Annotated in this window: 23 protein-coding genes and 1 tRNA gene; 12 read left to right on the forward strand and 12 right to left on the reverse strand. The window is 60.5% G+C overall.

Features of this window, described 5'->3' with window-relative positions; genetic code table 11:
• Positions 1-220: 220 nt before the first annotated feature.
• The gene (locus VGI36_16525; protein ID HEY2486754.1) at positions 221-3,490 is read right to left on the reverse strand and encodes an AAA family ATPase; all 3,270 of its coding nucleotides are present in this window, start codon (positions 3,488-3,490) and stop codon (positions 221-223) included.
• A gap of 480 nt (positions 3,491-3,970) precedes the next feature.
• On the opposite strand from VGI36_16525, the gene VGI36_16530 reads away from it, so the two are divergent.
• Positions 3,971-4,162, forward strand: a complete 192-nt coding sequence (locus tag VGI36_16530) for a hypothetical protein (GenBank protein ID HEY2486755.1) — start codon at positions 3,971-3,973, stop codon at positions 4,160-4,162.
• A 176-nt stretch (positions 4,163-4,338) separates the two neighbouring features.
• On the opposite strand, the gene VGI36_16535 is transcribed toward VGI36_16530, so the two are convergent.
• Positions 4,339-4,415, reverse strand: a tRNA-Ala gene (locus VGI36_16535).
• A 252-nt stretch (positions 4,416-4,667) separates the two neighbouring features.
• On the opposite strand from VGI36_16535, the gene VGI36_16540 reads away from it, so the two are divergent.
• Positions 4,668-5,534, forward strand: coding sequence for an enoyl-CoA hydratase (locus VGI36_16540; protein HEY2486756.1), 867 nt, complete (start codon positions 4,668-4,670; stop codon positions 5,532-5,534).
• A gap of 50 nt (positions 5,535-5,584) precedes the next feature.
• On the opposite strand, the gene VGI36_16545 is transcribed toward VGI36_16540, so the two are convergent.
• From VGI36_16545 to VGI36_16560, 4 genes are read right to left on the reverse strand one after another with little or no spacing between them, the layout of a single operon-like run.
• Complete coding sequence (locus tag VGI36_16545; GenBank protein ID HEY2486757.1) at positions 5,585-6,262, reverse strand: PqiC family protein; 678 nt, start codon at positions 6,260-6,262, stop codon at positions 5,585-5,587.
• Complete coding sequence (locus VGI36_16550) at positions 6,262-7,830, reverse strand: MlaD family protein (protein ID HEY2486758.1); 1,569 nt, start codon at positions 7,828-7,830, stop codon at positions 6,262-6,264. Before VGI36_16550 ends, VGI36_16545 begins: the two co-directional genes overlap by 1 nt.
• Complete coding sequence (locus tag VGI36_16555) at positions 7,823-8,464, reverse strand: paraquat-inducible protein A (GenBank protein ID HEY2486759.1); 642 nt, start codon at positions 8,462-8,464, stop codon at positions 7,823-7,825. Before VGI36_16555 ends, VGI36_16550 begins: the two co-directional genes overlap by 8 nt.
• A 2-nt stretch (positions 8,465-8,466) precedes the next feature.
• Positions 8,467-9,156, reverse strand: a complete 690-nt coding sequence (locus VGI36_16560; GenBank protein HEY2486760.1) for a paraquat-inducible protein A — start codon at positions 9,154-9,156, stop codon at positions 8,467-8,469.
• A 621-nt stretch (positions 9,157-9,777) separates the two neighbouring features.
• On the opposite strand from VGI36_16560, the gene VGI36_16565 reads away from it, so the two are divergent.
• Positions 9,778-10,671 carry a phytanoyl-CoA dioxygenase family protein gene (locus tag VGI36_16565; GenBank protein HEY2486761.1) on the forward strand — a complete coding sequence of 298 codons (894 nt, stop codon included), beginning with the start codon at positions 9,778-9,780 and terminating at the stop codon, positions 10,669-10,671.
• 9 nt (positions 10,672-10,680) lie between these two features.
• Here the strand turns inward: VGI36_16565 and recN are convergent, their stop codons facing one another.
• From recN to VGI36_16580, 3 genes are all read right to left on the reverse strand, one after another.
• On the reverse strand, positions 10,681-12,408 hold the full coding sequence (recN, locus tag VGI36_16570; protein HEY2486762.1) for a DNA repair protein RecN: 1,728 nt from the start codon (positions 12,406-12,408) through the stop codon (positions 10,681-10,683).
• A gap of 7 nt (positions 12,409-12,415) precedes the next feature.
• Positions 12,416-13,282, reverse strand: a complete 867-nt coding sequence (locus VGI36_16575) for an NAD(+)/NADH kinase (protein ID HEY2486763.1) — start codon at positions 13,280-13,282, stop codon at positions 12,416-12,418.
• Between the two features lie 77 nt (positions 13,283-13,359).
• Positions 13,360-13,767, reverse strand: a complete 408-nt coding sequence (locus VGI36_16580) for a hypothetical protein (GenBank protein HEY2486764.1) — start codon at positions 13,765-13,767, stop codon at positions 13,360-13,362.
• A 108-nt stretch (positions 13,768-13,875) separates the two neighbouring features.
• On the opposite strand from VGI36_16580, the gene VGI36_16585 reads away from it, so the two are divergent.
• Positions 13,876-14,739: a deoxyribonuclease IV gene (locus VGI36_16585; GenBank protein HEY2486765.1), complete on the forward strand. Its 864-nt coding sequence runs from the start codon at positions 13,876-13,878 to the stop codon at positions 14,737-14,739.
• A 15-nt stretch (positions 14,740-14,754) separates the two neighbouring features.
• Positions 14,755-15,756: a tryptophan--tRNA ligase gene (gene trpS, locus VGI36_16590; protein HEY2486766.1), complete on the forward strand. Its 1,002-nt coding sequence runs from the start codon at positions 14,755-14,757 to the stop codon at positions 15,754-15,756.
• 224 nt (positions 15,757-15,980) lie between these two features.
• On the opposite strand, the gene VGI36_16595 is transcribed toward trpS, so the two are convergent.
• From VGI36_16595 to proS, 3 genes are all read right to left on the reverse strand, one after another.
• Complete coding sequence (locus VGI36_16595) at positions 15,981-16,502, reverse strand: DUF992 domain-containing protein (protein ID HEY2486767.1); 522 nt, start codon at positions 16,500-16,502, stop codon at positions 15,981-15,983.
• A 256-nt stretch (positions 16,503-16,758) separates the two neighbouring features.
• Positions 16,759-17,526: a phytanoyl-CoA dioxygenase family protein gene (locus VGI36_16600; protein HEY2486768.1), complete on the reverse strand. Its 768-nt coding sequence runs from the start codon at positions 17,524-17,526 to the stop codon at positions 16,759-16,761.
• A gap of 9 nt (positions 17,527-17,535) precedes the next feature.
• The gene (proS, locus tag VGI36_16605) at positions 17,536-18,996 is read right to left on the reverse strand and encodes a proline--tRNA ligase (protein HEY2486769.1); all 1,461 of its coding nucleotides are present in this window, start codon (positions 18,994-18,996) and stop codon (positions 17,536-17,538) included.
• A 96-nt stretch (positions 18,997-19,092) separates the two neighbouring features.
• Between proS and VGI36_16610 the strand changes: the two genes are divergently transcribed.
• The 7 genes from VGI36_16610 to VGI36_16640 are packed head-to-tail and all read left to right on the forward strand — an operon-like array spanning position 19,093 to position 24,686.
• Positions 19,093-19,809, forward strand: a complete 717-nt coding sequence (locus VGI36_16610; GenBank protein HEY2486770.1) for an SIMPL domain-containing protein — start codon at positions 19,093-19,095, stop codon at positions 19,807-19,809.
• Between the two features lie 27 nt (positions 19,810-19,836).
• A complete protein-coding gene (locus tag VGI36_16615; GenBank protein ID HEY2486771.1) occupies positions 19,837-20,364 on the forward strand; it encodes a redoxin domain-containing protein in 528 nt (175 codons plus the stop codon).
• Positions 20,365-20,370: 6 nt separating this feature from the next.
• Entirely contained in the window at positions 20,371-21,093 is a 723-nt protein-coding gene (locus VGI36_16620; protein ID HEY2486772.1) for a VIT1/CCC1 transporter family protein, read from the forward strand.
• On the forward strand, positions 21,090-21,341 hold the full coding sequence (locus VGI36_16625; GenBank protein HEY2486773.1) for a hypothetical protein: 252 nt from the start codon (positions 21,090-21,092) through the stop codon (positions 21,339-21,341). Before VGI36_16620 ends, VGI36_16625 begins: the two co-directional genes overlap by 4 nt.
• Before the next feature lie 2 nt (positions 21,342-21,343).
• Positions 21,344-22,273: an ABC transporter permease gene (locus VGI36_16630; GenBank protein HEY2486774.1), complete on the forward strand. Its 930-nt coding sequence runs from the start codon at positions 21,344-21,346 to the stop codon at positions 22,271-22,273.
• Positions 22,270-23,082, forward strand: a complete 813-nt coding sequence (locus tag VGI36_16635; protein HEY2486775.1) for an ABC transporter permease — start codon at positions 22,270-22,272, stop codon at positions 23,080-23,082. Before VGI36_16630 ends, VGI36_16635 begins: the two co-directional genes overlap by 4 nt.
• On the forward strand, positions 23,079-24,686 hold the full coding sequence (locus VGI36_16640; protein ID HEY2486776.1) for an ABC transporter substrate-binding protein: 1,608 nt from the start codon (positions 23,079-23,081) through the stop codon (positions 24,684-24,686). Before VGI36_16635 ends, VGI36_16640 begins: the two co-directional genes overlap by 4 nt.
• The last annotated feature ends 44 nt before the right edge of the window (positions 24,687-24,730 follow it).

Consider the following 24,730-nt stretch of genomic DNA (forward strand, 5'->3'; position numbering starts at 1 on the left):
GCTGTTCTGACCCTCGATTCCGCAATTCAGGTCTTCGAAGCCTTCTTGATCAAACGCTCTAAAGAGACGATTCGCCAAATCGACCACTCAAGCCACGTGAAGCGCGCGGGAGACGAGCCACCCCGCCCTTTAGTCCCAGTATCAAGTCGTACGCGGTCCATTCAGCAGGAGTATCGCTAGCAGTCACAACCTTTCTCTTTGTACTGGATTCAGTGCTCCGTCAGTTCAACTCGTCGAGCAGCGCCTTGGCATCTTTTAGGTCAGCGGTGTCGAAGCCCTCGGTGAACCAGTTGTAGATCTCGGCGAGCATCGTGCGCGCCTCGCCAGGGCGGCCGGTGTCGCGCAGCAATCGTGCCAGAGCGGTAGTTGACAGGAGCTCGGGCCACTTCGCCGCGCAATTGCGTTCGATCTGAATCGCCGAACGGAAGAGCTGCTCAGCCTCCGACACCCTCGCGGCATCTTCGAGTAGCACGAGCAAATTCGCTTTGAGTCGCAATCTCCCCGCCTGAAGCCTAACCTCGTTCCAAGGGGCTTGCGCATCTGCGAGCGCCTTGAGCCCTTGGATAGCTTGCCCAGACTTCCAGTACGCCTCAGCGGCCAAAAATGAGATGTAGTAGAAACCTCTATCTCTCTTGCCTTCCGCCCTGTCCCATATCTGAAGTATCTGCGCGATCCCCTCGTCATTCCGACCAACGTGCGCCAATGCCAATGCTCTGAGTGCAATCGCTGCGAGCAACGCAGACTGGAACCCACGCATCCTACAGATTGCAATCCCCTCTTCTGACGCTTCTATCGCCGATTGGAATTCGCCGCGTAGCAAGTGCAGATGACTGGCGTCGTTTAGGACCCACTGGAGAGTGTACGGGTCGCCGAGCCTTCGCGCCCAATCCATCGCCTGGCGGTGCTTCTCGAAAGCCTGCTCAGGATAGCCAAGCGCATGAAGAACACCGGCCAACCGGCTCAATCCGCATGCTCCAGGATCCTGAACCCAACCATAAGACCGTCGCGCCTGAAAGTTGTAGTGAGCAATGCTTTTTTCAAAGTGGTTACGTGATGACAAGAAGTCACTTAAGTCTCCAAAAATCACCCCTAATGCATGGTGGGACCAAACCAGCCCGACCGGGTCCTCCTTTCTTTCTGCCAAGCTCAACATTTGGTTCGCGAGTTCCAAAGCCGTTGGCAGCTCTCTGCGATTGATGTAGATGGAAGTCAAACCTCCCAAAATCGAAGAGAGATGCGGGGTATCATCGGTCCGCTGGCTGAGATCTCTGGCGCGATAGTAGGCTTTCTCGACTTCAGGCGAGGTATAGCCCTTTGTCGCAATCAGCGGAGTCGTCAACAGCATCTGAAGGCCGAGCTCCTCTCCGTCTCGGCCGACGCTCTCGGGCAGGTTGTTCAGGACCTCGAGTGCCCTGGCGAAATCGGCCAGTGCTTCGGCATTGGCGAATCGTCGCAGCGCTTGCCTTCCCGCTTTTCGCCAGGCCGCAATGGCAGGCTCTGCGGCCCCCGCCTCAGTCCAATGCAAGGCGAGGAGTTCTGGTCGCGTAACTGCGGCCTCCGGGAACTTTTCGGCAAGCGTCTCGGCAACGCGGCGATGCAATTGCCTTCGGCGGCTCTTTAGCAGCGCTTCGTAAGCAGCATCTTGCACGAGTGCATGCTTGAACTGGTAGCTAGCCTCGGGCGGAATCCCACGCGTGTAGACCAATTCCGCTTCGCCGAGCCTGGTGAGCGCCGACTGCAACTCGTCTTCAGCCATTGGCGAGACTGCGTGGAGCAGTTCGTAGGAGAACTCGCGACCTATCACAGAAGCGACTTGTGCTACGTCTTTGGCGGGCCCCAGACGGTCGAGCCGCGCCATCAGCGAGTCTTGCAGGGTCGCCGGAATCGCGCGCACGGCCTCAGCACTGCCGCCCTCCAGCACCGCAAGCGTCAGTTCCTCTGCGAACAGCGGGACGCCATCGGTGCGTTCGACCACGGAATCGAGCACATCCTTAGGAAGCACCTCGAGGGCGGCGACTCGCGTAACCATCTCGCGCATCTGCGAGCGGCTCAGGCGGTTGAGCGTGATCTGCGTGTGATGGGCACGCATCGGCCAGGACGCGCGGAACTCCGGCCGCGCCGTATACAGCAGCAACATCGGCACAGTCGCGTTCTGTTCGACGGTCAATTGCTGAAGCTCGAGGCTCGAGGGGTCAGACCACTGGAGGTCTTCCAGCACCAAAACGAGGGGCTGGGCACGTGTCGTGCCGAAAAGCAACCCGATGAGCGTGGCGAGCAGCCGCTTGCGTTGCTGCCCGGGCGAGAGCAGCAGTGGGGGGTACTTGTCGGCCACCGGCAGATTCAGCAGCGGCGCGATCAACGGCACCGCCTCGGCGGGCTTCAGTCCGGCCAAGGCGATGTTCTCGTCGAGCCGATCAAGCTTCTCCGCGACCGACTCAGTGCCACGCCAGTCGAAACCCTGGCGGATCACGTCGGAAGTCGATGCAAAAGTGGTTTGCTGCAAATAGGGCGAAAATTCTGTCTGGATCCACCTGTGCGACGAACCGGACAGCCGCTCTTGAAACCGTCGCACCAGGCGCGACTTGCCGATGCCCGCCTCGCCTGTGATCAATACCACCTGACCCTCACCCTCGCGCGCCAGTTCCCATCGATTCATCAGCAAGCGCAGCTCATCATTGCGGCCGACGAATGGTGTCAGGCCGCGCGAAGCTGAAGTACGCAGACGCCCGCGGACCCCGCTCGAGCGCAACACGCCGTAGAGTTGAACCGGTTCGGGCACGCCTTTGAGGGTTTGTGTCCCACCATCTTCAACCACGAACAACCCGGATACGAGTTGAAGCACCGAGGCGGTTATCAAGATTGTGTTCGGCGCGGCGGCCGTCTGCACGCGGGACGCGATGTTGGGCACGTCGCCGAATGCGCTGATCCCCTGTCGCCCTTCATCCAGCACCACTTGCCCGCTATGAACGCCGACCCGTACGGCGAGCTCAACCTTGTGATTTCCGGCAGGCGCGTGGTTGGTTTCGGAGATCGCGTCGAGGATCGCGAGACTGGCACGGACCGCGCGCTCGGCGTCATCGTCATGCGCTTGCGGATAGCCGAAGAAAGCCAACACCCCGTCACCGAGGTATTGCGCAACCTCGCCGCCGAATTGAGCAACCGCGTCGCCCATGACTCGATGATACCAGGCCAGGATCTCACGCCACTCCTCAGGATCCAGATGAGCGGCGATTGCAGTCGAGTTCACCAGGTCGGAGAAGACGACCGTGAGATGTCGCCGTTCACCGCCTCCTTGTTGCCGCCCACTGCTGGCACTTGGCGCAGCTTGGACAGTTTCCGCTTTCAGCGGCTTCGCGCACTCGATGCAGAACTTCGCCGTTGGCGAATTCTCTGAGCCGCATGACAGACATCGACGCGTGAACGGAGAGGCACATTCCTCGCAGAATTTCGCCCGGTCCGGATTTTCAGCTCCGCACTTCGAACAGCGCATTGTGGTTTCCAAAGCCCCCTCGCTCGCAAGACGGTCCAGACTAAACTCGTTTCAGCGCGCATCGCAAAGGTTTGATTTGAGAGGCGGAGCGACCGTCCACCCGTGGTCCCGCCCACTTTCCGAGCGAGAAAAAGGACGCGCGATACAGTCGCGGTACCACCCTGCGGCGACCACAAAGACGCAAGCAGGAATGATTATCAAATTTATGGCAAATACGGCGAAACGAGGGGTGGATACAACCCGCACCGTGATTATCAGGCTGCTAATCGCTCCCTGTACGAAATTCCCGCGATGTAGCGGAAAGGCATTTTTTCCGGGGTGCGGCACGCGTGCCAAAATCGCGGAAAAATCGGTGAAATGCGGGGAAATAAAAATACCCGGGAATTTCTGCCGGGGAATTATTTTTTCGGTTTTTCCCCCGCGGTGGAGACAAACGATTAACCGGTCCGCTCGGGGCGGCGCGGAGGCTCACAGCCAGGCTTGGCGTCAATGCGCGCCGCCCAGGCCTCTTTTCGTCCAGCGTGGGTTGAAAACATCGAAAATGTCGCGGATTTATTGGGATATTCGGGAGAACCCGTTGGTGAGGGATTAATTGACATCGAAAAAGCCAATGGAATCACGCGCTTTTTGAGGAGGCGCGCTTCCACCAAAGTCGCGGCAGATTTCGCCTGAACGCTCCCGGCAGCATTGGAGTCGCGTCGATCAACAAGAATCGGTAGTTCAGGGGCCTACCCGGATCGCCAAGCCGAGGACCTGAAATGGCCCGTTTTCAGGGCTGGTGGGTGTCAAATGTAGGTGTCAGACGAGCCGTAGGAGGGTCGGAATGGCGAAAAAACCCTTGATCCTATTGGTGGAGCTGACGCGGATCGAACGCGCGACCTCCTGAATGCCATTCAGGCGCTCTCCCAAACTGAGCTACAGCCCCACCGCATCGGGCTTTTCAGCTAATCCGAACCTTCTGGTGGAGTCAATCGCAGCGCTGGAATCCTCGCATTCCGCAAACTGACGACCCCCACCACAAGCGAAGGTTCCTACGCAAAACCCAGTCGCCGCTCCCCATCGCCTTCGACTCGCTCTGCTAAACCTCGGCGTCTTCTCGCTTTTGTCGGTGAGTTGCTGCGAGCTGGCCTCCTATGTCACTTGGAAACGATGAACCGTCCATCAAGGAGGCAGAGCGATGAAGACTTTCGACCACATCGTTTACGAAACCCCGGCCGAGCACGTTGCCCGCATCGTCCTCAACCGGGTCCAGACCCGAAATTCGCAGGACACTCACTTTCTCTACGAGCTCAACGACGCCTTTGATGTCGCGGCGCAGGACGACGACATCAAAGTGATCGTTCTGGCCGCCAATGGACCCCATTTTTCTTCGGGACATGATCTGCGCGAACGCAACGGTGTCGAAGCCTTGCGCAACCACAAGACCGTCGGCACGTGGTGCGGCTTCGCATGCGCCGGCGCCGAGGCGCAGATGTCCCGCGAGAAGGAGCTCTATCTCGGTCTTAGCGAGCGGTGGCGCAATATTCCCAAACCCACCATCGCGGCCGTGCAGGGCCGCTGCATCATGGGCGGACTGATGCTCATCTGGCCATGCGACATCATCATTGCCAGTGAAGATGCTCAGTTCGTCGATCATGCGGTCAGCTTCGGCGTTGGAGGGGTTGAGTATTTCGCCCATCCGTGGGAAATGGGCGCGCGCAAGGCCAAGGAGTTTCTGTTCACCGGAGAGTGGATGAGCGCGGCAGAGGCGCATCGATTGGGCATGATCAACCACCTGGTGCCGCTTGACCAGCTGCAGGAAGCCGCGCTCGCGATGGCGAAGAAGATCGCGACCAAGCCGATGTTCGCCCTGAAGCTGGCAAAGGAATCAGTGAACGCGATGGAAGACGTCCAGGGGCGCACCAACGCGATGCAGACCTCGTTCGCACTCCATCAGCTGGCCCACACCCACAATTTGAAGTTGTTCAACATGCTGATGGATCCCAGCGGCTTGCCCCCCGAAACCGCCAGAACTATCGGTCTGAGCGCGGAGCCGAAACGCTAGCGGCGACCCTGCGAGTATTCGGAGGCGGGCCTGCGGAGTAGCGGGATCCTCTAGCCCGCGGACTCTGCGGATTTCTGCTCCGCGGTTTGCGAATCCTCGGCGCGTATCGCCGTTGCGATGTCGGCACTCATCCTGGCCAGGGCGCGGCTGTGCGCGGCGGCGAGCGCATCGAAGCTGTCTCCCTGTACGGTTTCGTGTGCCACCGTGCGGCCCGTTTGGGTGGCGCCGTTGGCTTTGCGCACTACCCAAACCGCATCGAGCACTGCACCCTGACCGCGAATCGAGTCGAAGCGCTGAACATCGATCGTGACTCGATAGGCCGCGTTGAAATTGGCCAGGGGCGCAGTCGCCACGTCGGGCGTGCCCAACAGCGCCGAAAGGTCTCCGGCCACCACCTTGGCGATGCTGTCGTTAAGCGGCGCCGACCAGCGGTTGAATTCCTCGATATCCACCTTGTTTCCGCCGTCCTGGACCACGAATTCCGGCCGGTCCACCCCAGCCGGGATCGAAATCGGTCCGACCAGCACCGCCAGGTTTGCCGGCGCTAGCCCAATGGGCGTCGACGTCGAGCTTAGCGAATAGAATTTGGGCGGTGCCGACGTGCATCCCGTGACTGCCATCAAGGCACTCACCATAATACAGAGGGCGGCGGCCAGCGCCGCCTTTTGTGCTAAACAGGTGGGCGCGACGGTTCCTGTGGCGGGTGTAACCATGGTTCTCGTCATCATCACTTTGGCTCCCCCGGCTTGCCGCGAATGAGCGCTTCCGGATGTTGCTCGAGGTAGTCCGCAAGCACTCGCAGCGATCGCGCCATGCGGCTGATCTCCATCAGCGTGCTGCTCAGCTCCTGGGCTTGCGCTGAATCGGGCGAAATCATCGTGTCAGCAGTGTTCAACGTCCCGCGCGCGCTGACCAGAGTGAGGTTCAATTGGCCCAGCGCATTTTTGAGCTCGTTTCCGATCTCGGTAAACGGCATCTGGTCAACCTTGTCCACGATATCTTCGACCTTCCGCTCAGTGGTCTGCAGGTCACCCGGTATGGTCGGCAGCTGGACTGGTCTCTGCGACCAGTCCACGCTTACCGGCCTCGCGCCCGGGAAGAAATCGAATGCGACCAGCGAGGCGCCGGTCAGCAGATTCCCGGATCGAAGTTGCGCCCGCACCCCATGCGCAACCAAGCTATCGATCAACCTGCGCCGCGCAGCTTCCAGTTCGGCCGGCGGCGCCTGACTGATGACCTGAACGCCCAGCCGCACTGGATCAAGCTCGATCGTTACCGGGATCGAGAATTGCGCGGTTTTAAAATCGATCTGGGCGCGAACGTCGGTCACCTGGCCGATCTTGATGCCCCGAAACTCGACTGGTGCGCCGGGAAGGAGTCCCCTTACCGACTCCTTGAAGATCACTTGATAGGTTTGCGGGTGTTGGGGCGGAGGCTCGTACGCCTCCGCGCGGCTGTAGTACAGAGTAAAAACTGTCTCGGCGTCGGCCGGAGACAAGACCTCGGAATCAACTGGAGTCTCGAACGCGACCCCGCCTATCAGGATCGAGAGGAGCGACTCGGTCCTTACGGTGAGCCCACTGGCCGATAGCTGCACATCTATCCCGCTCGCCTGCCAGAATCGCGTGTTCGGATTGACGTACTGATCGTAAGGAGCCTTGACGAAGACCCGGATGGTGAAATTCCTGCCGCTTTTGTCGAGGTTGTACGAGGCGATTTGGCCGACCTGCAGATGACGAAAGAACAGCGGCGTACCGATGTCGAGCGAACCCAGGCTCGACGTTTTGAGCACGAAGAATCGGCCTGGCACGCCTTCGGTCACCACCGGCGGCGTGTCCAGTGCGATGAACTCGCGTTTGCTCACCTTGGAGTTCCCGATCTCCATCCCGATGTAGGAGCCGGAGATCAGCGTGCCGAGTCCGGTAACGTTTGCCCCCGAAATGCGCGGCCTTACCACCCAGAACTGCGTATCGTCGCTGAGAAAGTCCTCGGTTTTCGGCGCCATCTGGGCGTTAGCGATGACGCGCATGTGGTCTTCGGAGAGACGAATCTTGGTGATGGTGCCGACGTCGACACCCTTGTAGCTGATCTTGGTTTTACCTGCTTCGAGTCCCTCGGCGGATACGAATGTGATGGTAATTTCCGGACCCTCGCTCAGAATTCTTGTAACCGCAACCCAGACCCCGATAGCCGCCGCCACAATCGGGATAATCCAAACCACCGAGAGCCGGGTCCGCTTGCGCGACACGCCTCTCGATTGCGGTACGCTAGGGAGCGTTGTGCGCTCATCAGCCATAATGAACTCCTTGTTCGCTGGCCGCGTCCCAAATCAGGCGGGGATCGAAAGACTCGACCGCCAGCATCGTCAGCACCACGACCATCGCGAAGAAAAACAATCCGGGCCCCGGCTCAACTGACATCAGCGGCTGAAGCTGCACCAAGGCCGCCGTGAAGGTGTCGACGAAAACATCCACCATCGACCACCGCCCGATGAATTCGACGGTTCGAAAGAGCCTTATGCGCTGTTCGTTATTCCGGATCGAACCGCGTTGCACGGTGACGAGCAAATACGCCATCACGGCGATCTTCGCGCTCGGGATGATGATGCTTGCGATCAGGACGATCAGCGACAACGGCCACCCGGTCGGCGACCACAGCAATATCACCCCCTGCAAGATCGTGTCGGAATCGGTGCCAGTAGCGGTGGTAGTGGTCAAAACCGGGAGAACGTTGGCCGGGATGTAGCAGATCGCCGCGGCGATCACGAAGGCCCAGGTCCGCTGGATGCTATCGCGCTTGCGAAAAGCGACCGGTTCCGCGCACCGGGGGCAGTGCCCTTTCTCCACGCCCGGCGCGGGCAGCGAAAGCAGTCCGCACGCGCCGCAGTTTTGCAGCCCATGTTGCATCGCGGTGCTGGGGGCGGCGCTCATGCCTACGCCTGCGGCAACACCGTTCCTGCCGCCTCGCTAGCCACGTCCGCATCGGCCGCCCACTCGATCCGTTCCCATACTTCGTCAGGATCGAACCCGGACTGCATGGCCGCCAGCACAAACACCAGGGCCCCTAGCACAAACAGGGCGAGCCCGGGCACCACGGTCGCATAGTCTGCGATTTTGGTCAGCGCAACGAGTACGCCCAGCATCATTACCTCGATCATGCTCCAGATCCTCGTAAGACGATGGTGCCGTAACAGAACCCCGACCCAGCGGCGTGGTGATTCGCGCAATGCTCCCAGAACGATGGCCAGCATGAAACCGATTTGCAGTGCGGGAGCGATCATCGCGGTGAAGAGCACCAGCGCGGAGACGGTGTCGCGTCTGTCGGCCCACAGCTGCATGGCGCCGCCGAACACCGTCGTCGATGCCTCCCTGCCGACTACGGTCAGCCCAAGCATCGGAACCGAGTTTGCGACGACGTAGAGCAGCGCTGCCGCGATCGCGAGCGCGAGCGTCCGATGCAGCGAATCCTCGCGACGACGACGGATTTCTTCATTGCAACGCGGACAGCGTGCTGAGCCACCCGATGCCAGAGGCGGAAGGCGCTGCAAAAGATCGCAATTGTGGCAGCTTACAAGAGAGAGGTCGGCGACGGGACGATTGTAGAATTCGTTGGATCGACTCACGTTAGCACTGATAACTGCTGGGAATTATTTCGCGAAATAGTCGCGGACCAGCTTAACACCGCTGCTTGCGCTCTACGATGCCAATCCGCGAGTGCTCGGTATATCCTACTTTGGTGTAATGACCTTCCCGCCGAGTCTCAGAAAAACCAAGGAAATGACTCGTCGTTGACAGAAAAGACCGTGATTCTATGAGAAAACCCAAGACATGGCGTGAAGCCGGTTTTTAGTGACTCTACTGGCCAAGCGCGCACCTTCCGCTGCTCCCACAAAACCGGAGCGATGCCACACATTCTTGGCGGGAGACGAGGGTTCATTCCGAGCACGGGTGCTCGCTGGGATTTTGAAACACGCCAGAACGCGCCTTTCAAATCGTTTCGACCTCCCGTTGAATCAAGCTCTGCTGAGAATCTCTCTGTCGTCCCAGCCGCGGCGGGGGACTCTGCTCTTCGGAAGGCGACCACGACTTTAGCCCGTACGATGTACACGCACAGACGTAACCCTGCACCGGCGTAATTTGCCGTCCGGAGGATTTGACACCGGCGCGAAATGTGCCCTCAAGGCTAGAGCTTAGCGTACCCTTTAAGTGCGCAGGTGGCGTAGACTACGAGCTGGTAATTCGAGATGGAACAGGAAACGATACAGCATCTGCCCGCATCATGCTCCGGCGATGACGTCGCCGCCGCTTTGAGCGCGGATGGCGCCGTGATTGTCGATTCGGTCATCGCGCCCGGCTTCATCGATGAACTAAACGCGGAGCTAACGCCCTGGATCGACCGAACCAGTCCCGGCCCTGACTCCTTTTCCGGCAAGAATACGCGGCGGACCGGCGCTCTGGTCGCGCGTTCGCAGAAATGCCGCGAACTGGTGATGCATCCGCTGGCGCTGGGTACCTGCAAGAAATTTCTCGCCCACGCGACCAGCTTTCAGCTTCATCTCACCCAAGTGATCGCTATCGGCCCGGGCGAACCGGCGCAGGCTATCCACCGGGACCAATGGGCATTCGACTTCTTCAGGTTTCCACGAGGGTTCGAAGTCCAGTGCAATACGATCTGGGCGATGAGCGACTTCACCGCACTGAACGGCGCCACCCGGGTAATTCGCGGAAGCAATCGATTTGATGACAAACTGCGCTTCAAAGAGGACGACACCGTTGCTGCCGAGATGACCAAAGGCTCGGTCCTCTTTTACAGCGGCAGCGTCTATCACGGCGGCGGCGCCAATCGTTCCGGCGACACGCGCGTCGGAATCAACATCACCTACAACCTCTCGTGGCTGCGTCAGGAAGAGAATCAATATCTCGCCGTGCCGCTGGAAATCGCGCGCACCCTGCCGGTGGAACTGCTCCGACTGATGGGTTATCAACGCGGTGCATACGCGCTGGGCTACGTGGGCAACCTGCTCGATCCAATCCAGATCGTGCGCCCGGACCTTCCCGCGGGCGTCGGCTACCCGCAAAGCAGCAGCGAGAAGCTCAAACAACAGGGGCGCGAACTACGCTCATCCGCAAAGAGCTAATCGCGGGCGTTACCTTCCGCCCCCTTCTCCGGTCTGAAGCTCTTTCTTGTCTTGTGCGCGCTCTAGCAGTTCTCTGGCGGCGCGCAGGAATTTATCACTGCTCCCTTCGCCTCCGAGCATGCGCGCAATCTCATGCGCGCGGCGCTCTTCGTCGAGCAGTGTGACCCTGCTCCTAGTTGAGCCGCGGCGCTCCTCCTTTTCAACTACGAAATGGCGATCCGCGAACGCGGCGATTTGCGGGAGATGGGTTACGCACAGAATCTGATGAAATTTCGCGAGCTGCTTGAGTTTGCGCCCGACCACGGTGGCGACCGCACCGCCGATTCCCGCATCAACTTCGTCAAAAATCATGCTCGCTATTCCGCGCCTCTGTGCTTCCAACCGTTTCAATGCGAGCATCACGCGCGACAGCTCTCCGCCCGACGCAATCCGCGCGAGCGGCATTGCAGGCTGCCCGAGATTAGGCGCGATGTAGTATTCCACTGTGTCGGCACCTGCCGGACCGAGTGCAATTTCGCGATGCGTGAAGGAGCCTTCTTCCCCGTTCAGCACGCCCAGTCGCGGTTCGAAGACGGGCGCGCGCATTCCAAGCGTCTTCAATTCAGCTTCCATCCGGCGTTCTAAATCCGCCGCCGCTTGTTTGCGATGTGCGGTCAGCTGGACCGCCCGCTCGACGAGTCCCTCAAGCGCCTCCGTCAGTTCGCGTTGCGCCTGCGCCTTCGACTCGGTGACCCCCTCCAGCTCGGCGATTTCTATGCGTGAGCGTTCCAGGGTTGCGATCACGCTTCCGAGCGAACCGCCGTACTTGCGCTTTAGCTGGTTGAGTTCCTGGATTCGTGCTTCGACCTGCTCCAGGCGGGCCGGATCTGCTTCGATCTTTTGCGCGTATCCGGACAGCATGTGTGCGGCCTCCTCGAGGTTGATACGCGCGGCGCGAATCATCTCGAGGGGTTCCTTAAGCTTTGCATCGAGCCGCTCGGCTTCGACCAGGCACGCTTGCGCGCCGCCGACCGCGTCGACCGCCGCACCTTCGGCGCCGTAGAGCATCGCTTCCGCCTCGCTCGCCGCCCGTGCGAGTTTGGTCGCATTCGCCAAGACACTTCTTTCGGCGGCCAGGGCCTCGTCCTCTCCCGCTCCGAGTGCGGCCTTCTCCAGCTCCGAAATGCGAAACCGCGCGAGATCGAGCAGATCGGCGCGCTCGCGCTCCCGCCGGTTCAATTCATCCAGGCGCGCCTGCAAACTGGTCGCCCTATCCCACGCTTGGCGATACTTGGAAAGCTCTGGTTTAAGCTGCGCGTAGCGGTCCAGGATTTCGCGATGACTCTCCGGACGCAGCAGTGATTGCTGTTCGTGCTGACCATAGACCTGTACGAGCGCCGCGCCGATGCGTCCCAGGTTCTGCACGGTGGCCAGGTCGCCGTCGATGGTAACCCTCGATCGTCCACCTTCCGCGATAACTCTACGCACCAGGAGTTCGCGCTGCGCCAAGTCGCGATCCGGAAACCCCTCAAGCGCGGCCTCGCCTTCCAGCGCAAACATCGCTTCGACCGTCGCGTCCATCTCGCCCGAGCGGATCATGTCCGGGGAGCCTCGCCCGCCCAGCAGTAACCCGAGCGCGGTTAGAACGATAGTCTTACCGGCGCCCGTCTCGCCGGACAGGATATTCAGCCCCGGACCAAATTCGAGCGTTGCTTCCTGGATGATCGCGAAATTGTGGATCCTGAGCTCGTGCAGCATCGCCGCTTCAGCCCCAGCGCAGCTTGTTCCGCCACACCTCGAAGTATCCATGCTCGGACCGCACCAGCGAGACACCGTGCGGACCGCGTTTGATGCGAATGCAATCCTCTGCACCGACCATCGATGACTCCTGCCCGTCGACTGTCAGGGTCGCGTCGTGATCCGATACGTTCACGCGGACCTCGAGTTCAGTGGAATCAGGCAGCACGATAGGACGGTTCGAGAGGGTATGCGGGCAAATCGGTGCCAGAACCATGACCCCCAAGGTCGGGAACACGATGGGGCCGCCGGCGCTCAGCGCGTAGGCGGTGGAGCCGGTCGGCGTCGCGATGATCAACCCATCGGCGCGATAAGTGCAGAACGGCTGCTCGTTTGCGTGCACCTCGAGCTGGAGCATCCGGCCCAGCGGGCCGCGGTTGAGCGCTACATCATTAACCGCGATGAAGCGATCCATGCGCCGCAGGTCTTTGCTCGCGCGCTCGACAACGACCTCCAGGGTTATCCGGTGATCAACCTCGTAGTTTCCCTTGAGAACCCGATCGACAGCCTGCTGCGCTTCTTCGACCGTGACTTGCGTGAGAAAGCCCAATCCGCCGAGGTTTACACCGAGAATCGGCGTGCCCCGAGCGGCACTAACGCGCGCGACGCCGAGCAGCGTCCCATCACCTCCGAGCACTACGACAAAGTCCGCACGCTCGGCCAGCTCCTCGCGCGACACTGCCTTCGCATCGATGCGCGCAGCGATTTCCGGTTCCGCGAGCGCCAGAATCCGCTTGGAGCGGATGTGTTGCGCGAGTTTTTTCGCGATCGCAACCGCCTCGGTCTGATTGCGCTTAACTACCAGCCCAATTGACTTTATGGTTCGCTTGGCCACGCGCGTACGCCATTATCATGCGCGGATTACACCAGCAACGCGACCCTGCGCGCCCGGAAGGCGTTCAATTCACGGATCTAGTGCGAGATGTGGGGGCTGATCGGAATGTTGGAATTCTTGCCGTATACAATCGCGACCGCGTTGATGTAATAGCCGACCAGACTCTCGGTCGTCTGCGACTTGCTGGCCAGAATGACGATCGCGTCGGCTCCCGTCTCACAGGCCTTACGTTTGACGGCCGGCAGGACATCCTCTTCGCTCGCGTAGACGTTACCGGTGCCCTCGATGATGCCGACCTTCCGATATTCCGTGAGAGGCTCGTGTCTTAAAACTTTGATGTCGCAATCCGGCGGCCTGGCCGCGACGCCCGACGCCTGAATCTCGGTATAGGTGGCCTGCGCGGGCATTTGCATGGCCTTGACGCATCCCGCCATTCCCAGCGCCAGCGTTCCCGTGATCGCGACCCATCGAGTCAACCTTCGCACGAGATTACGAATAGCCGCCGTTGCACCGCCCGAGCAAGAGCGGGTCGCTTCTTTCCGACGCGGGCCTCGCGTATCCTTGGCAAATCGTGAGCGCAGCGGGCGGTACGAATGCCTGACGCCCATCGCCCATTGCTCGGGGCGCACATGTCGATCGCCGGTGCGGTCGGCGAGGCCTTGACGCGCGGCAAACTCGCCGGATGCGAATGCATTCAGATTTTCACCAAGTCATCACGACAGTGGGCAGCAAAGCCTTATTCCCAAGAAGAAATCGCCTCATTCAGGCACAACCAGAAGGAAACAGGCATTGCCGTGGTTATTGCTCACGACTCGTACCTCCTGAACCTGGGCGCGCCAGACAAAAGATTGCGCAAGCGCTCGGTGGCGGGATTTATCGATGAACTCGAACGCTGCGAAGCGCTCGGTGTCCCTTACCTGGTTGCGCATCCCGGCTCGCACGTCGGCTCCGGCGAGAAGGCAGGCATCCGCACCATCGCAAAATCACTGGATGAAGTGCACACCGTCTGCAAGGGCTTCAAGGCGCAGGTCGCGCTCGAAATCACCGCCGGACAGGGAAGTAACCTGGGCTATTCGTTTCGTCAGATGGCTCAGATTTTCGATGCTGTGCACCATAGCGAACGCCTGCGGCTGTGTTTCGATACCGAACACGCGTTCGCGGCCGGCTACGAGCTGCGCGATGACCAGGGTTATGCGCAAACCATGGGCGAACTCGATGAATGTATCGGCGTCGGCAAGGTGGTAGCTTTCCATCTCAATGATTCGCTGAAGCCCTTCCACTCCCGAGTCGATCGCCACGAACATATCGGCAAGGGCCATCTTGGAGTGGAGGCATTTCGGCGGGTGTTGAATGATCCGCGCTTCGCGGGACTTCCGATGTGTCTGGAAACCCCCAAAGGACCGGACTGCAAAGAAGACATCCAAAACCTTACGACGCTGAGAAGCCTCTTCAAGTAGAGAAGTTCCGAACCCATGCCGAAACGAATCCTTACCGGCGACCGACCCACCAGCCCGCTCCACCTGGGGCACTACGTCGGTTCTCTTCAGAACCGCGTGCGGCTGCAGGATGAATACGACACCTTCATCCTGATCGCGGATGTCCAGGCTCTCACTGACAACTTCGAGCGGCCCGAAATGCTCGAAGCGAACGTGTTGGAAGTGACGCTCGACTATCTTGCGGTCGGGCTGGACCCGCACAAGGTCAAGATCGTCGTGCAATCAATGGTGCCCGAGCTTACGGAACTGACCATCTATTTTATGAACCTGGTCACGGTCGCCACCCTCGAGCGCAACCCGACCCTCAAAGAGGAAATCAAGCAACGCAATTTCACCAAGGGAATTCCGGTGGGATTCTGGAGCTACCCGATATCGCAGGCCGCGGATATCACCATCTTCAAAGCCGACCTGGTGCCGGTGGGCGAGGACCAGCTTCCGATGATCGAGCAGACCAGGGAAATCGCGCGGCGATTCAACCGCCTCTACAAGAAGATCCTGGTCGAACCGCGCGCGATGCTCGGCACGGTTGCTCGCCTTCCCGGTACGGACGGTGGTGCCAAGATGTCAAAGTCGGTGGGCAACTGCATCTACCTCGGCGATTCGCCGGAGCAGCTGCGCAAGCGCGTCATGTCGATGTTCACCGATCCAACCCGTATCCATCCTACCGATCCTGGCCATGTCGAGGGCAATCCGGTCTTCACCTATCACGACGTGTTCAACACCGATAAGGCCGAAGTGGAGGACCTGAAGGATCGCTATCGCAAGGGGACGGTTGGCGACGTCGAAGTAAAGGAAAGTCTGTTCAAAGTCCTGACTGCCTTTCTTGATCCAATCCGTACACGCCGAGCCGAATTCGCAGCCAAACCACAACTCGTGCGCGAAATCATAATCGAGGGAACACGCCAGGGCCGTGCGCTGGCCCAGCAGACCATGGAGGAAGTCCGCGCGGCCATGAAAATCAAGTACGCGCTGGATTGAGTTCGCAGAGACCTGGCCCTTGCGACACTAAAAGCCCAGTCCACATGGATCGGCCGTCCGCACTCATTGCGTGGCAAAGTCCGCTACGGAGCGCCGAGGGCCTGGTCGTGACTGCAAGCAATTTGGGCGCGCGCAGTCTTTCTCGAGCTTCGACTAGCGCAAAATGAGCCGCGCGGGTGTCATGCCCGCGCGGCTCTCATCAGTCAAGAAACAGTTCGCTGAATTTATTCCGGCGTGCTCTTGGCGGGTTTGTTCGAGTTGAACTTGAGCGACAATGACGCAACGCCGGCGGCGACATTTAGCCCGTTCTGTCCTTCAATCGAAACCGGCTGCAATGCGATGGAGTGCTTGAAGCCACCTATCAGCACGTTGGCGCCCGCCCCTACCCCCACTGCCGCACTGGCTGTAGCTCCGGCATAGGTACCGGCCAGCGCGCCCTGACCGAGGTTGGTCGTGGGTGCCAACACCGCCCAGATCATGACTGCCGACGACAGATAGCCGATGTCGGCACCGAACTTGGTGATGGAACCGGTGTAGAATTCGGTATAGCCGGGCTGCAGCGCATATGAGCAATTCAGCGAGCGCGACGAACCGAAGATTAACCCCCATCCCGACGACACATGGCAAGTCAGATACCCGGCGCGCACCGTCGTACTCCCTTGAGCGCGCGCTTGTGGCGCGGCAAAAGCGCTAAGCGCCAGAGCCAACGCAAGGACAACAACTACCTTCCCACTCGAAACCTTCATAGTTCCTCCTTAATTTGGACCGGCCGCCCAGGCAGCTCTGGCCACAGGAGGGATTAACAAGAAAATTGTTTTGCGTCCACTAGTGCGCGCGAAATTTTCCGCAACCCGCCCAAAAAAAAACTAATAAAGGCAACAATTGTAACTGTAGACGACAAGGCAAGAGCAAAGCGAGTTTTGCAGTCGATTCGAGAGCTTGTCTTTTGTTCGGAAAAGCCGGCCAAGTTGGTCGGTTTTTAGTCCACCCAGTGCGATGCCACTAGTTCCCGTATCGACGCGACAAGTCACGTCGTAGAGACTCAGCGAAATCTAAACCCAACAGTTGTTTAAGCTTGGGAGTCGCTCGCTCCATTACCTCGTCAGGGACGGTTGCGATGTCCAGTTCCATGGGCCGTATGACCTTCAAGCCATAATTGATGAGCATCGACACCCTGGGTTTCTCGCTGCGGTTGCGGGAGGTGTCATGCCACAACAACCCGTGTGACACGATGGCGCTTCCGCTCGATCCGGTGACTACGATGGATTCTTTGGAAAATGCGGCAGCGTCCGGTGGCATGCCCCGCCGCTGGCTTCCCGGAACGACGAGGGTCGCGCCATTCTCTTCAGTAAAGTCCTGCATCATCCAGATGACCTGAAGCATTAGTGCGGGTCGGACCGCGAAGGGACCCCGCATCGCCCAATAGGGGTAATCGATATGCGCGCCCATCTGTCGTGCTCCCGGTTCGAGAATTCGGGCAGCATAGGAACTGAGCGTCATATCGTCACCGAGCAGTGCTTCGCCAATCTCCATAAGGGCGGGATGTTGCACGAGGCGCTCAAAGATCTCGCCCCGGTGCAGCAAACTGCCGACCGTACGCTGGCCCGTCCCGAGATTGCGGGCGCGCAGCCCCTTGACCAATGGCGTGTCGGAGCACCCCAGCAAAATCTCACGCGCCTGGGCCGCTTCGCTCGGCGAAATCAGATTGGGCAGGATCGCGTAGCCGTTTCCGTCGGTGAGTTCAGCGACGATCTGCGCCGGTGTAGTCACTCGGCACCTTTAGTATGCCTTAGCGAAGAATGCGCGCTCCGACGCGGGTTCTCCGCATACAATGCAGGTGCCTGCCGGGTGGTTCTGGTTGAACGGAATGGCGCGGCAAGTGGCGCGGGTTTCGTCCCGAATCCGGGTTTCGCAATCGGGATTACCGCACCAGAAGATGCTGGCGAAGCCACCACCGCCCTCGCCCTCCATCTGCTTCTTCAGCTCCGCGTAGGTCTGGAATTCTCGAGTTTCCCGCTGCATCGCGGCCAAGGCTTGCTGGTAGAGGCTCTCTTTAATCTCGCCGAGCAAAGCGCTGGCTCGTGGCGCCGCTTCAGCAATTAGGGCATTCGATTTGGCAGCGGGCCCCTTGAGATCGCGCCGGGCAAATACGACCTGTCCTGCAGCAACGTCGCGCGGGCCGATTTCGATTCTGAGAGGAACCCCGCGCATCTCCCAATCATTGAACTTAAAGCCCGGGGAGACTCCGTCACGGTTATCGATCCGGACCCGAATCCCAGCCCTTTCCAGCGATTCGAGAATCGTCTTCGCCGCGGCGAGCACCGCGGCGGCGTCTTCCGGCTTTCGCGCGATCGGCACGATTACGACTTGGGTGGCTGCCACCGTGGGCGGGAGGCGAAGGCCCTGGTCGTCTCCATGCACCATGATGATTGCGCCGAGCAGGCGCGTGGATACTCCCCAGCTGGTCTGCCATGCGTACTGAAGCTGGTTCTGCTCGTCGAGGTATTTGATTTCGAAGGCTTTGGCGAAGTTCTGCCCGAGAAAGTGCGAGGTACCGCACTGCAGCGCCCGACCATCGCCCATCAAACCCTCGATGGCGTAGGTCTCGTCCGCACCTGGAAACCGCTCGGCCGCGCTCTTGCGTCCGACTACCAGCGGTATCGCCAGAAAATTCTCGACGAACGATCTATATACCTCGAGAATGGTGAGCGTCTCGCGCTGCGCCTCCTCGCTGCTGGCGTGGGCGGTATGTCCCTCCTGCCACAGGAACTCCGTGGTGCGCAGAAACATCCGCGTGCGCATCTCCCATCGCACCACGTTGCACCACTGGTTCACCATCAAAGGCAGATCGCGGTACGAGTGAATCCATTGCGCGAACATGTGGTTGATGATGGTCTCCGAGGTGGGTCGCACGATGAGTGGATCTTCGAGTTCCTGGCCGCCGCCGCGTGTAACCACCGCCACTTCCGGAGCGAAACCCTCGACGTGCTGTGCCTCCTTGCGCAGAAAGCTCTCCGGAATGAACAGTGGAAAGTAAGCGTTGCGTGCGCCGGTCTGCTTGATGCGGCGGTCCAGTTCGTCGCGCAGCGACTCCCAGATTGCGAACCCGTCCGGCCGAAACACGATACATCCGCGCACCGGCGAGTAATCCGCCAATTCGGCACGCAAGACGATGTCGTTGTACCAGGCGGCGAAATCCTGGCTGCGGGGTGTTACTTTGCGTTCATCCTTGTCGGGCATCGGACGGGTCCGATCCTCTCGAGGTCGTCAGGCGTCCAAGTCTCCGGCTATTATCGACATGAAGCAATCACCATGGGTACGCTGCGGAGAACTACTATGCGAACTGGGCTGGTGCTGGTCTGGCTGACCTGCGTTCTCGCGACGGTTTCCATCGGAACGGGGATTGCGGTGGCTCAACAACCCCGCACGATCGTGGTGTCGGGAAATGGCGAGGTGTCGGCACGCCCCGATACGGCCGACTTGAGTTTCGCGATCGAAACCCACGCCAAGAGCGCGACGGAGGCGGCATCGCGCAACGCTGCGCTCGCGCAGAAAATCACCGACGCGCTCAAAGCAAAGCTGGGCGACAAAGGCAAAGTGTCCACCAGTGGATTCTCGCTTTCGCCCGACTACGAGCAGCATCAAGGACGCCCGGAAACGGCAACCATCGTGGGCTACAGCGCGCAAAATTCTATCGCGGTCGAGACGCCCGCCATGGATCTGCTTGGTGAACTTATCGACGCGGCGATCGGCGCGGGCGCCAACCGGGTCAACTCACTCAACTTTTCTCTGAAGAATGACACCAAGCCCCGTGCCGACGCGCTCGCGAATGCATCTCGCGACGCGCAGCAGCAGGCTCAGGCGCTGGCCACGTCGCTGAACGTGAAACTCGGGCGCATTATCACCGCATCGACCGAAGGCGCGCCGCGTCCGGTCCCGCTGGTAAGAACCTTTGCGCCGGCGGCATCGGCGATGGCGACCTTCAGGACCCCGGTCGAAGCGGGTGACATCACGGTTTCCTCCACGGTGTACCTCACCTATGAGATTGAATGACGGCTCAAGCCCCGCTTAACTTTTCCGATGCTTAAGCCCGGAGACCCCATTCCGCCTTTTGATTTGCCGGCCCTTCTCGACGGCCGCAGTGGCCGCGTCACGCTGGCGGGAATCCGTTCCGAGCCGGTGGTGTTGTTCTTTTACCCGCGTGACTTCTCCTTCATTTGTCCCACCGAGGTGACCGGGCTCGGCAAGGCGTTGAGCCTTTTTGCCGGAGAGAAGACTTCCGTTTTGGGTGTGAGTGTCGATGATGTAGAGAGCCACCGCCGCTGGGCCGCGGAACTTGGTGGAGTTACCTACCCCCTGCTGGCCAACCAGGGAGGAGAATTCGCCAAGGCTTGTGGGGTGTTCGATGAGCATGAGCAGGTCGCGATGCGCGCTACCTTTCTGCTCGATAAGAAGCGCGCCGTGATCTTTGCTGAGGCCAGTCCTATCAGTGTCGGCCGCAGCGTGGATGAAACGCTGCGTATCGTGCGCGCCTATCGTATTGGCCGCCCATGCCCGGCGGACTGGGAACCCGGCGATGCCTTCGTGCCCGGCGACCGAAAGTACTGACAGCTCTTGGCGCTTCCCTATCCAGCAGAAAAACGGCAACTCTTTGAACGCCTTTCAAGCGTTCGCGAAATCGTATTCGGAATGCAGGATGGCGTCCTCACGACCGGCGGGGTACTGGCGGGATTGAGCGGCGCGGTTGCGAACCACTCGGAGCTAGTGCTGGCCGCGCTTGCTTCGACAGCTGCCGGGGCACTGTCGATGGGCGCAGGAGCTTATCTCGGGACCAACGCGGAAAGCGAAGTGCTGCAGAGTGAGTTGGCACGCGCGCGGACCGACATCGAGCGGAAGCCCTACCTGGCGCAGGAGGCGCTCCTCGATCAGCTCGAAAAAGAAGGGCTTTCGCGCGATGCGGGCTATCGGGTGGTGCGGCTGCTAAGCAGCTCGCCGCAAACGCTGATATCCACCGCCGAACAGAAGATCTTTGGACTGAGCAGAAGCATGCTGGCCAATGCCGCGGTCGACGGGTTGGTAATGGGAGTCACGTTCGCGGTCGGCGCCCTGATCGTGCTGCTTCCGTATATTTTTGTTTCGTCGACGCGACCCGCCCTTGTTGCCGCGCTCGCGGCGACCGCGGTCGTGCTGTTCGGCGTGGGGTACTTCGAAGGATGGCTGGCGCGCAGAATGCGCTGGCGTTCGGGGCTGCGGTTCCTGCTCATCGCGCTGGCCGCCGCCACCGTGGGCTACCTCATCGGTTTCGCAACTTCGCCTTTGGGCGGTACCGCGAGATGACCGGCTACTCATCGCTCGCAGCGTACCTGGCTCACTGGCGTGCTCTGCAACGAGAACAGCAGAAGAATCCCGCTCCGCCAAAGTCGCCCGTGTTGGAGGAGATGAATCGCGTCGTGCAGGAGATTCTTGGCGCAGAAGCCAGGTATCTGCAGGAAGAGCCGGCAGACCCAGCCGCTCGGCGCCATCGCGATCGCGCCCAAGCACGACTGCGCCGCGAATTGATCGCTCGGGGCACCGTCTCGGAGTAACCATGGGCGCTTTTCTGGTACGTCGAATCGTGTTCGGCATCATGGTGCTGATCGGAACCTCAATCATCACCTTTGCGATCGCATTCGTGATCCCGGCGGACCCGGCGGTCACCATGGCGGGGGCGAAAGCCGACCCGCAGACCCTCGCGACTATTCGCCACGAGCTCGGCCTGGATCTACCCGTTTATCTTCAGTACGCACGGTATCTCGACCGCGCTCTACACGGCGATCTCGGCCGCTCCTACGTTCGCCGTGACAGCGTCGCGCATCTGATCGCAACCCGATTTCCGGCGACCGCGCTGCTCGCGCTCACCGCGATGGTGGTGTCGCTGGTCCTTGGCGTCTTGCTCGGCTCCATTGCCACCGCATATCGCGGTGAAGCGACCGACAACGCTTTGCTGGTTTTTTCGTTGGCGCTGGTTTCGATGCCGGTTTTTTGGCTTGGAACCATGCTGCTCATCGCGGGTGGCTTGTACTTGCGTTCGTTTCCATTGGGCGGATTTTCGGGAGCATCGAGTCTGGTGCTGCCCACGCTCACGCTGGCACTGGGGTCGGCGGGATACTATTCGCGCATCCTGCACACCAATCTTTCCGAGGCCATGGATCAGGAGTACGTCCGCACCGCGCGGGGCAAGGGTCTCTCCGGCGCACGGGCGATGATGCAGCATGCGATGGCTAACGCGCTGCTGCCGCTGGTTACCCTCGCCGGGCTTGATCTCGCCGGGTTGCTGTCGGGCGTGGTGCTCACGGAAACGGTCTTCAACTGGCCGGGAATCGGCAGGCTCGCCTACGAAGCGATTTTCAACCTGGATATTCCGCTGATCATGGGAACAGTTCTGTTTTCGGCTTTTCTGATCGTGGTCGCCAACCTGGGCGTGGACGTGCTCTACGCTTGGCTCGATCCACGCATCCGGCTGTCTGAGGCGGGATGAGCGCGCGCGGATTTGGCAAGCTCGAGATCATCGGCGGCGCGATGGTTCTCGGCCTGGTCGTGGTAGCGATTTTTGCGCCGCTGCTGGCGCCCCACGATCCAACGCGCGCGGTCGCCGCGACCTACGGCGACCCTGGGGCGCCGTCGCTCGCCTTTCCGATGGGCACCGATGAGCTCGGCCGCGACGTCCTCTCGCGAATCATCTATGGCGCGCGAATTTCGCTCACCGTGGGGGTCGCGGCGATGGCAGTCACGATTGCAATTGGTGTCCTTATCGGTCTGCTCTCAGGATTTTTCGGAGGCGCAGTCGATTTCACCTTGATGCGCTTTACCGACGTGATGCTGACCCTCCCCGCCTTGCTGCTAGCGATGGCGTTCGTGGCGGTGCTCCGCCCAAGCCTGCTCTCGATCCTGCTGGTTATCGGCCTGGTATCGTGGACCCAGGTCGCGCGCGTGGTGCGGGCGGAGACGCTTTCGATGTCTAGGCGCGATTTCGTGCTCGCGGCGCGTGCGCTCGGCGCGGATCCCGGGCGGCTCATCGCGCGCCACGTGCTGCCGAACGTCTTGCCGGTGGTAGTGGTCATGGCGGCCCTCGGTACCTCCAATACACTGCTGCTGGATGCGGCGCTGAGCTTCCTGGGGCTCGGCGTGCCGCCGCCCACGCCCACCTGGGGGCGCATGATAGAAGAGGCAACGATTTATTTCCGCACCGCGCCGTGGCTGGCCACCTTTCCCGGTCTGGCTATTTTCTATGCCGTGCTAGCATTCAACCTGCTCGGCTACGGGGTATTGCGGACCCGTACCCAATGATCCGTACTTGGCATAAGCGGGCGCTATTCGCCCTTGCGGTCGTGCCCGCCGCCCTCTTCCTTTTCGGATGCGGCAAGGGCGGTGGCGAACTCAGTCTGCCGCACGGCGCCGCGGTGTTGCGTATCGCCGATGCCGACGATGTACCCACGCTCGATCCGGCCGCGGGCTACGACACCGAGTCGTGGACCTTCGAACAGGCAATCTTCGATACCCTGGTTCGCTACGGCGACGACAACGTCGACCTTGAGCCGGATCTCGCAACCACCTGGGAGTCGTCGTCCGACGCCAGGACCTTCACCTTTCACCTGCGCCGGGATGCGCGATTTTCCAATGGCCGTGCCGTGACGAGTGACGACTTTCGTTACGGAATCGAACGGGTGCTCGATCCGGCGACCAATTCGAGGGGCATGGAATACTACCGTGGCATCGTCGGTAGCGCGGATTTCGCGGCGCATCGCGCGGCACACGTCCGCGGCATCGAGACGCCGGACCCGTTTACGATCGTGTTCCATCTCGATTCTCCGGATCCAATTTTCGTTCACAAACTGACCATGCCATTCGCGTCCGCGATTCCGCGCGAAGTCGCACAAAAGTGGGGCGACGATTTCTCGCATCACGTGGTGGGCAGCGGCGCCTTCATGCTCCAGCAATGGCTGGGCGAGGAGCGGCTCGTGCTGGTGCGCAACCCGTACTACTTCCAGAAGGGGCAGCCCCGGCTCGATGCGATCGTCGATTCGCTCGGGGTCACGCCCGAGCTGCAGTGGCTACGCTACGAAGCCGGCGACCTCGATGCGGTCATCGAGATTCCACCCGCGGAGTTTCCCTACGTCATGAAGACCCCGCGGCTGCGTGCCTTGACCCAGAAGAAAACCACGGTGACGACGCGCTATCTCGGGATGAACTGCCAAATGTGGCCGTTCACCGACGTGCGGGTGCGTCAGGCCATCAACTACGGAATCGATCGCGACAAGCTCGTGGCGCTGCTCAACGGCCGTGGCGTAGCGGCGACCGGGGTGCTGCCCCCCAACCTGCCCGGGTTCGACGCGCGCCTGAAAGGCTACTCCTACGATCCGAAGCGTGCGCGGGCGCTGCTGGAAGAAGCACACCTCACGGCCGGCTTCACTTTCGAATTGTGGATGCGCGCCGACACGACCATGTTGATGCTGGGTCAGTCGATTCAGCAGGACCTGGCCCTGGTCGGGCTGCACGTGGAAATCAAACCGGTCGCGTGGGGGCCGTTTCTCGAAGCGATTCGCGATCCCCACACGGTGCAAGCCTTCCTGTCCGGATGGGAGGCCGATTTTCCGGATCCGCAGAATTTCCTGGGCGTACTGCTCGGGCGCGACCAGTGGCGCGCCAACAACGACGCCTTCTATTACAATCCGCAATTCCAGGAGTTGATCGATCGTGCCTCCGACCAGACCGACTTCAAGGATCGTTACCAGCTTTACAATCAGGCGGAGAAAATCGTAGTCGCCGATGCGCCGTGGGCATTCCTCTACTACCCGGTGGTCTACGTGATCACCCAGCCGTGGGTCCACGACTATACGCTTAATCCCATGCGCCCAACGCGCTTTGAGCGGGTCTGGGTTTCGAAGCACTAACGTCGAGCGCAACCAGAACGGAGGCGCGGTTAGATGGCGGTGGC

Source organism: Candidatus Binataceae bacterium (genome assembly GCA_036495685.1).
Classification (GTDB): domain Bacteria; phylum Desulfobacterota; class Binatia; order Binatales; family Binataceae; genus JAFAHS01.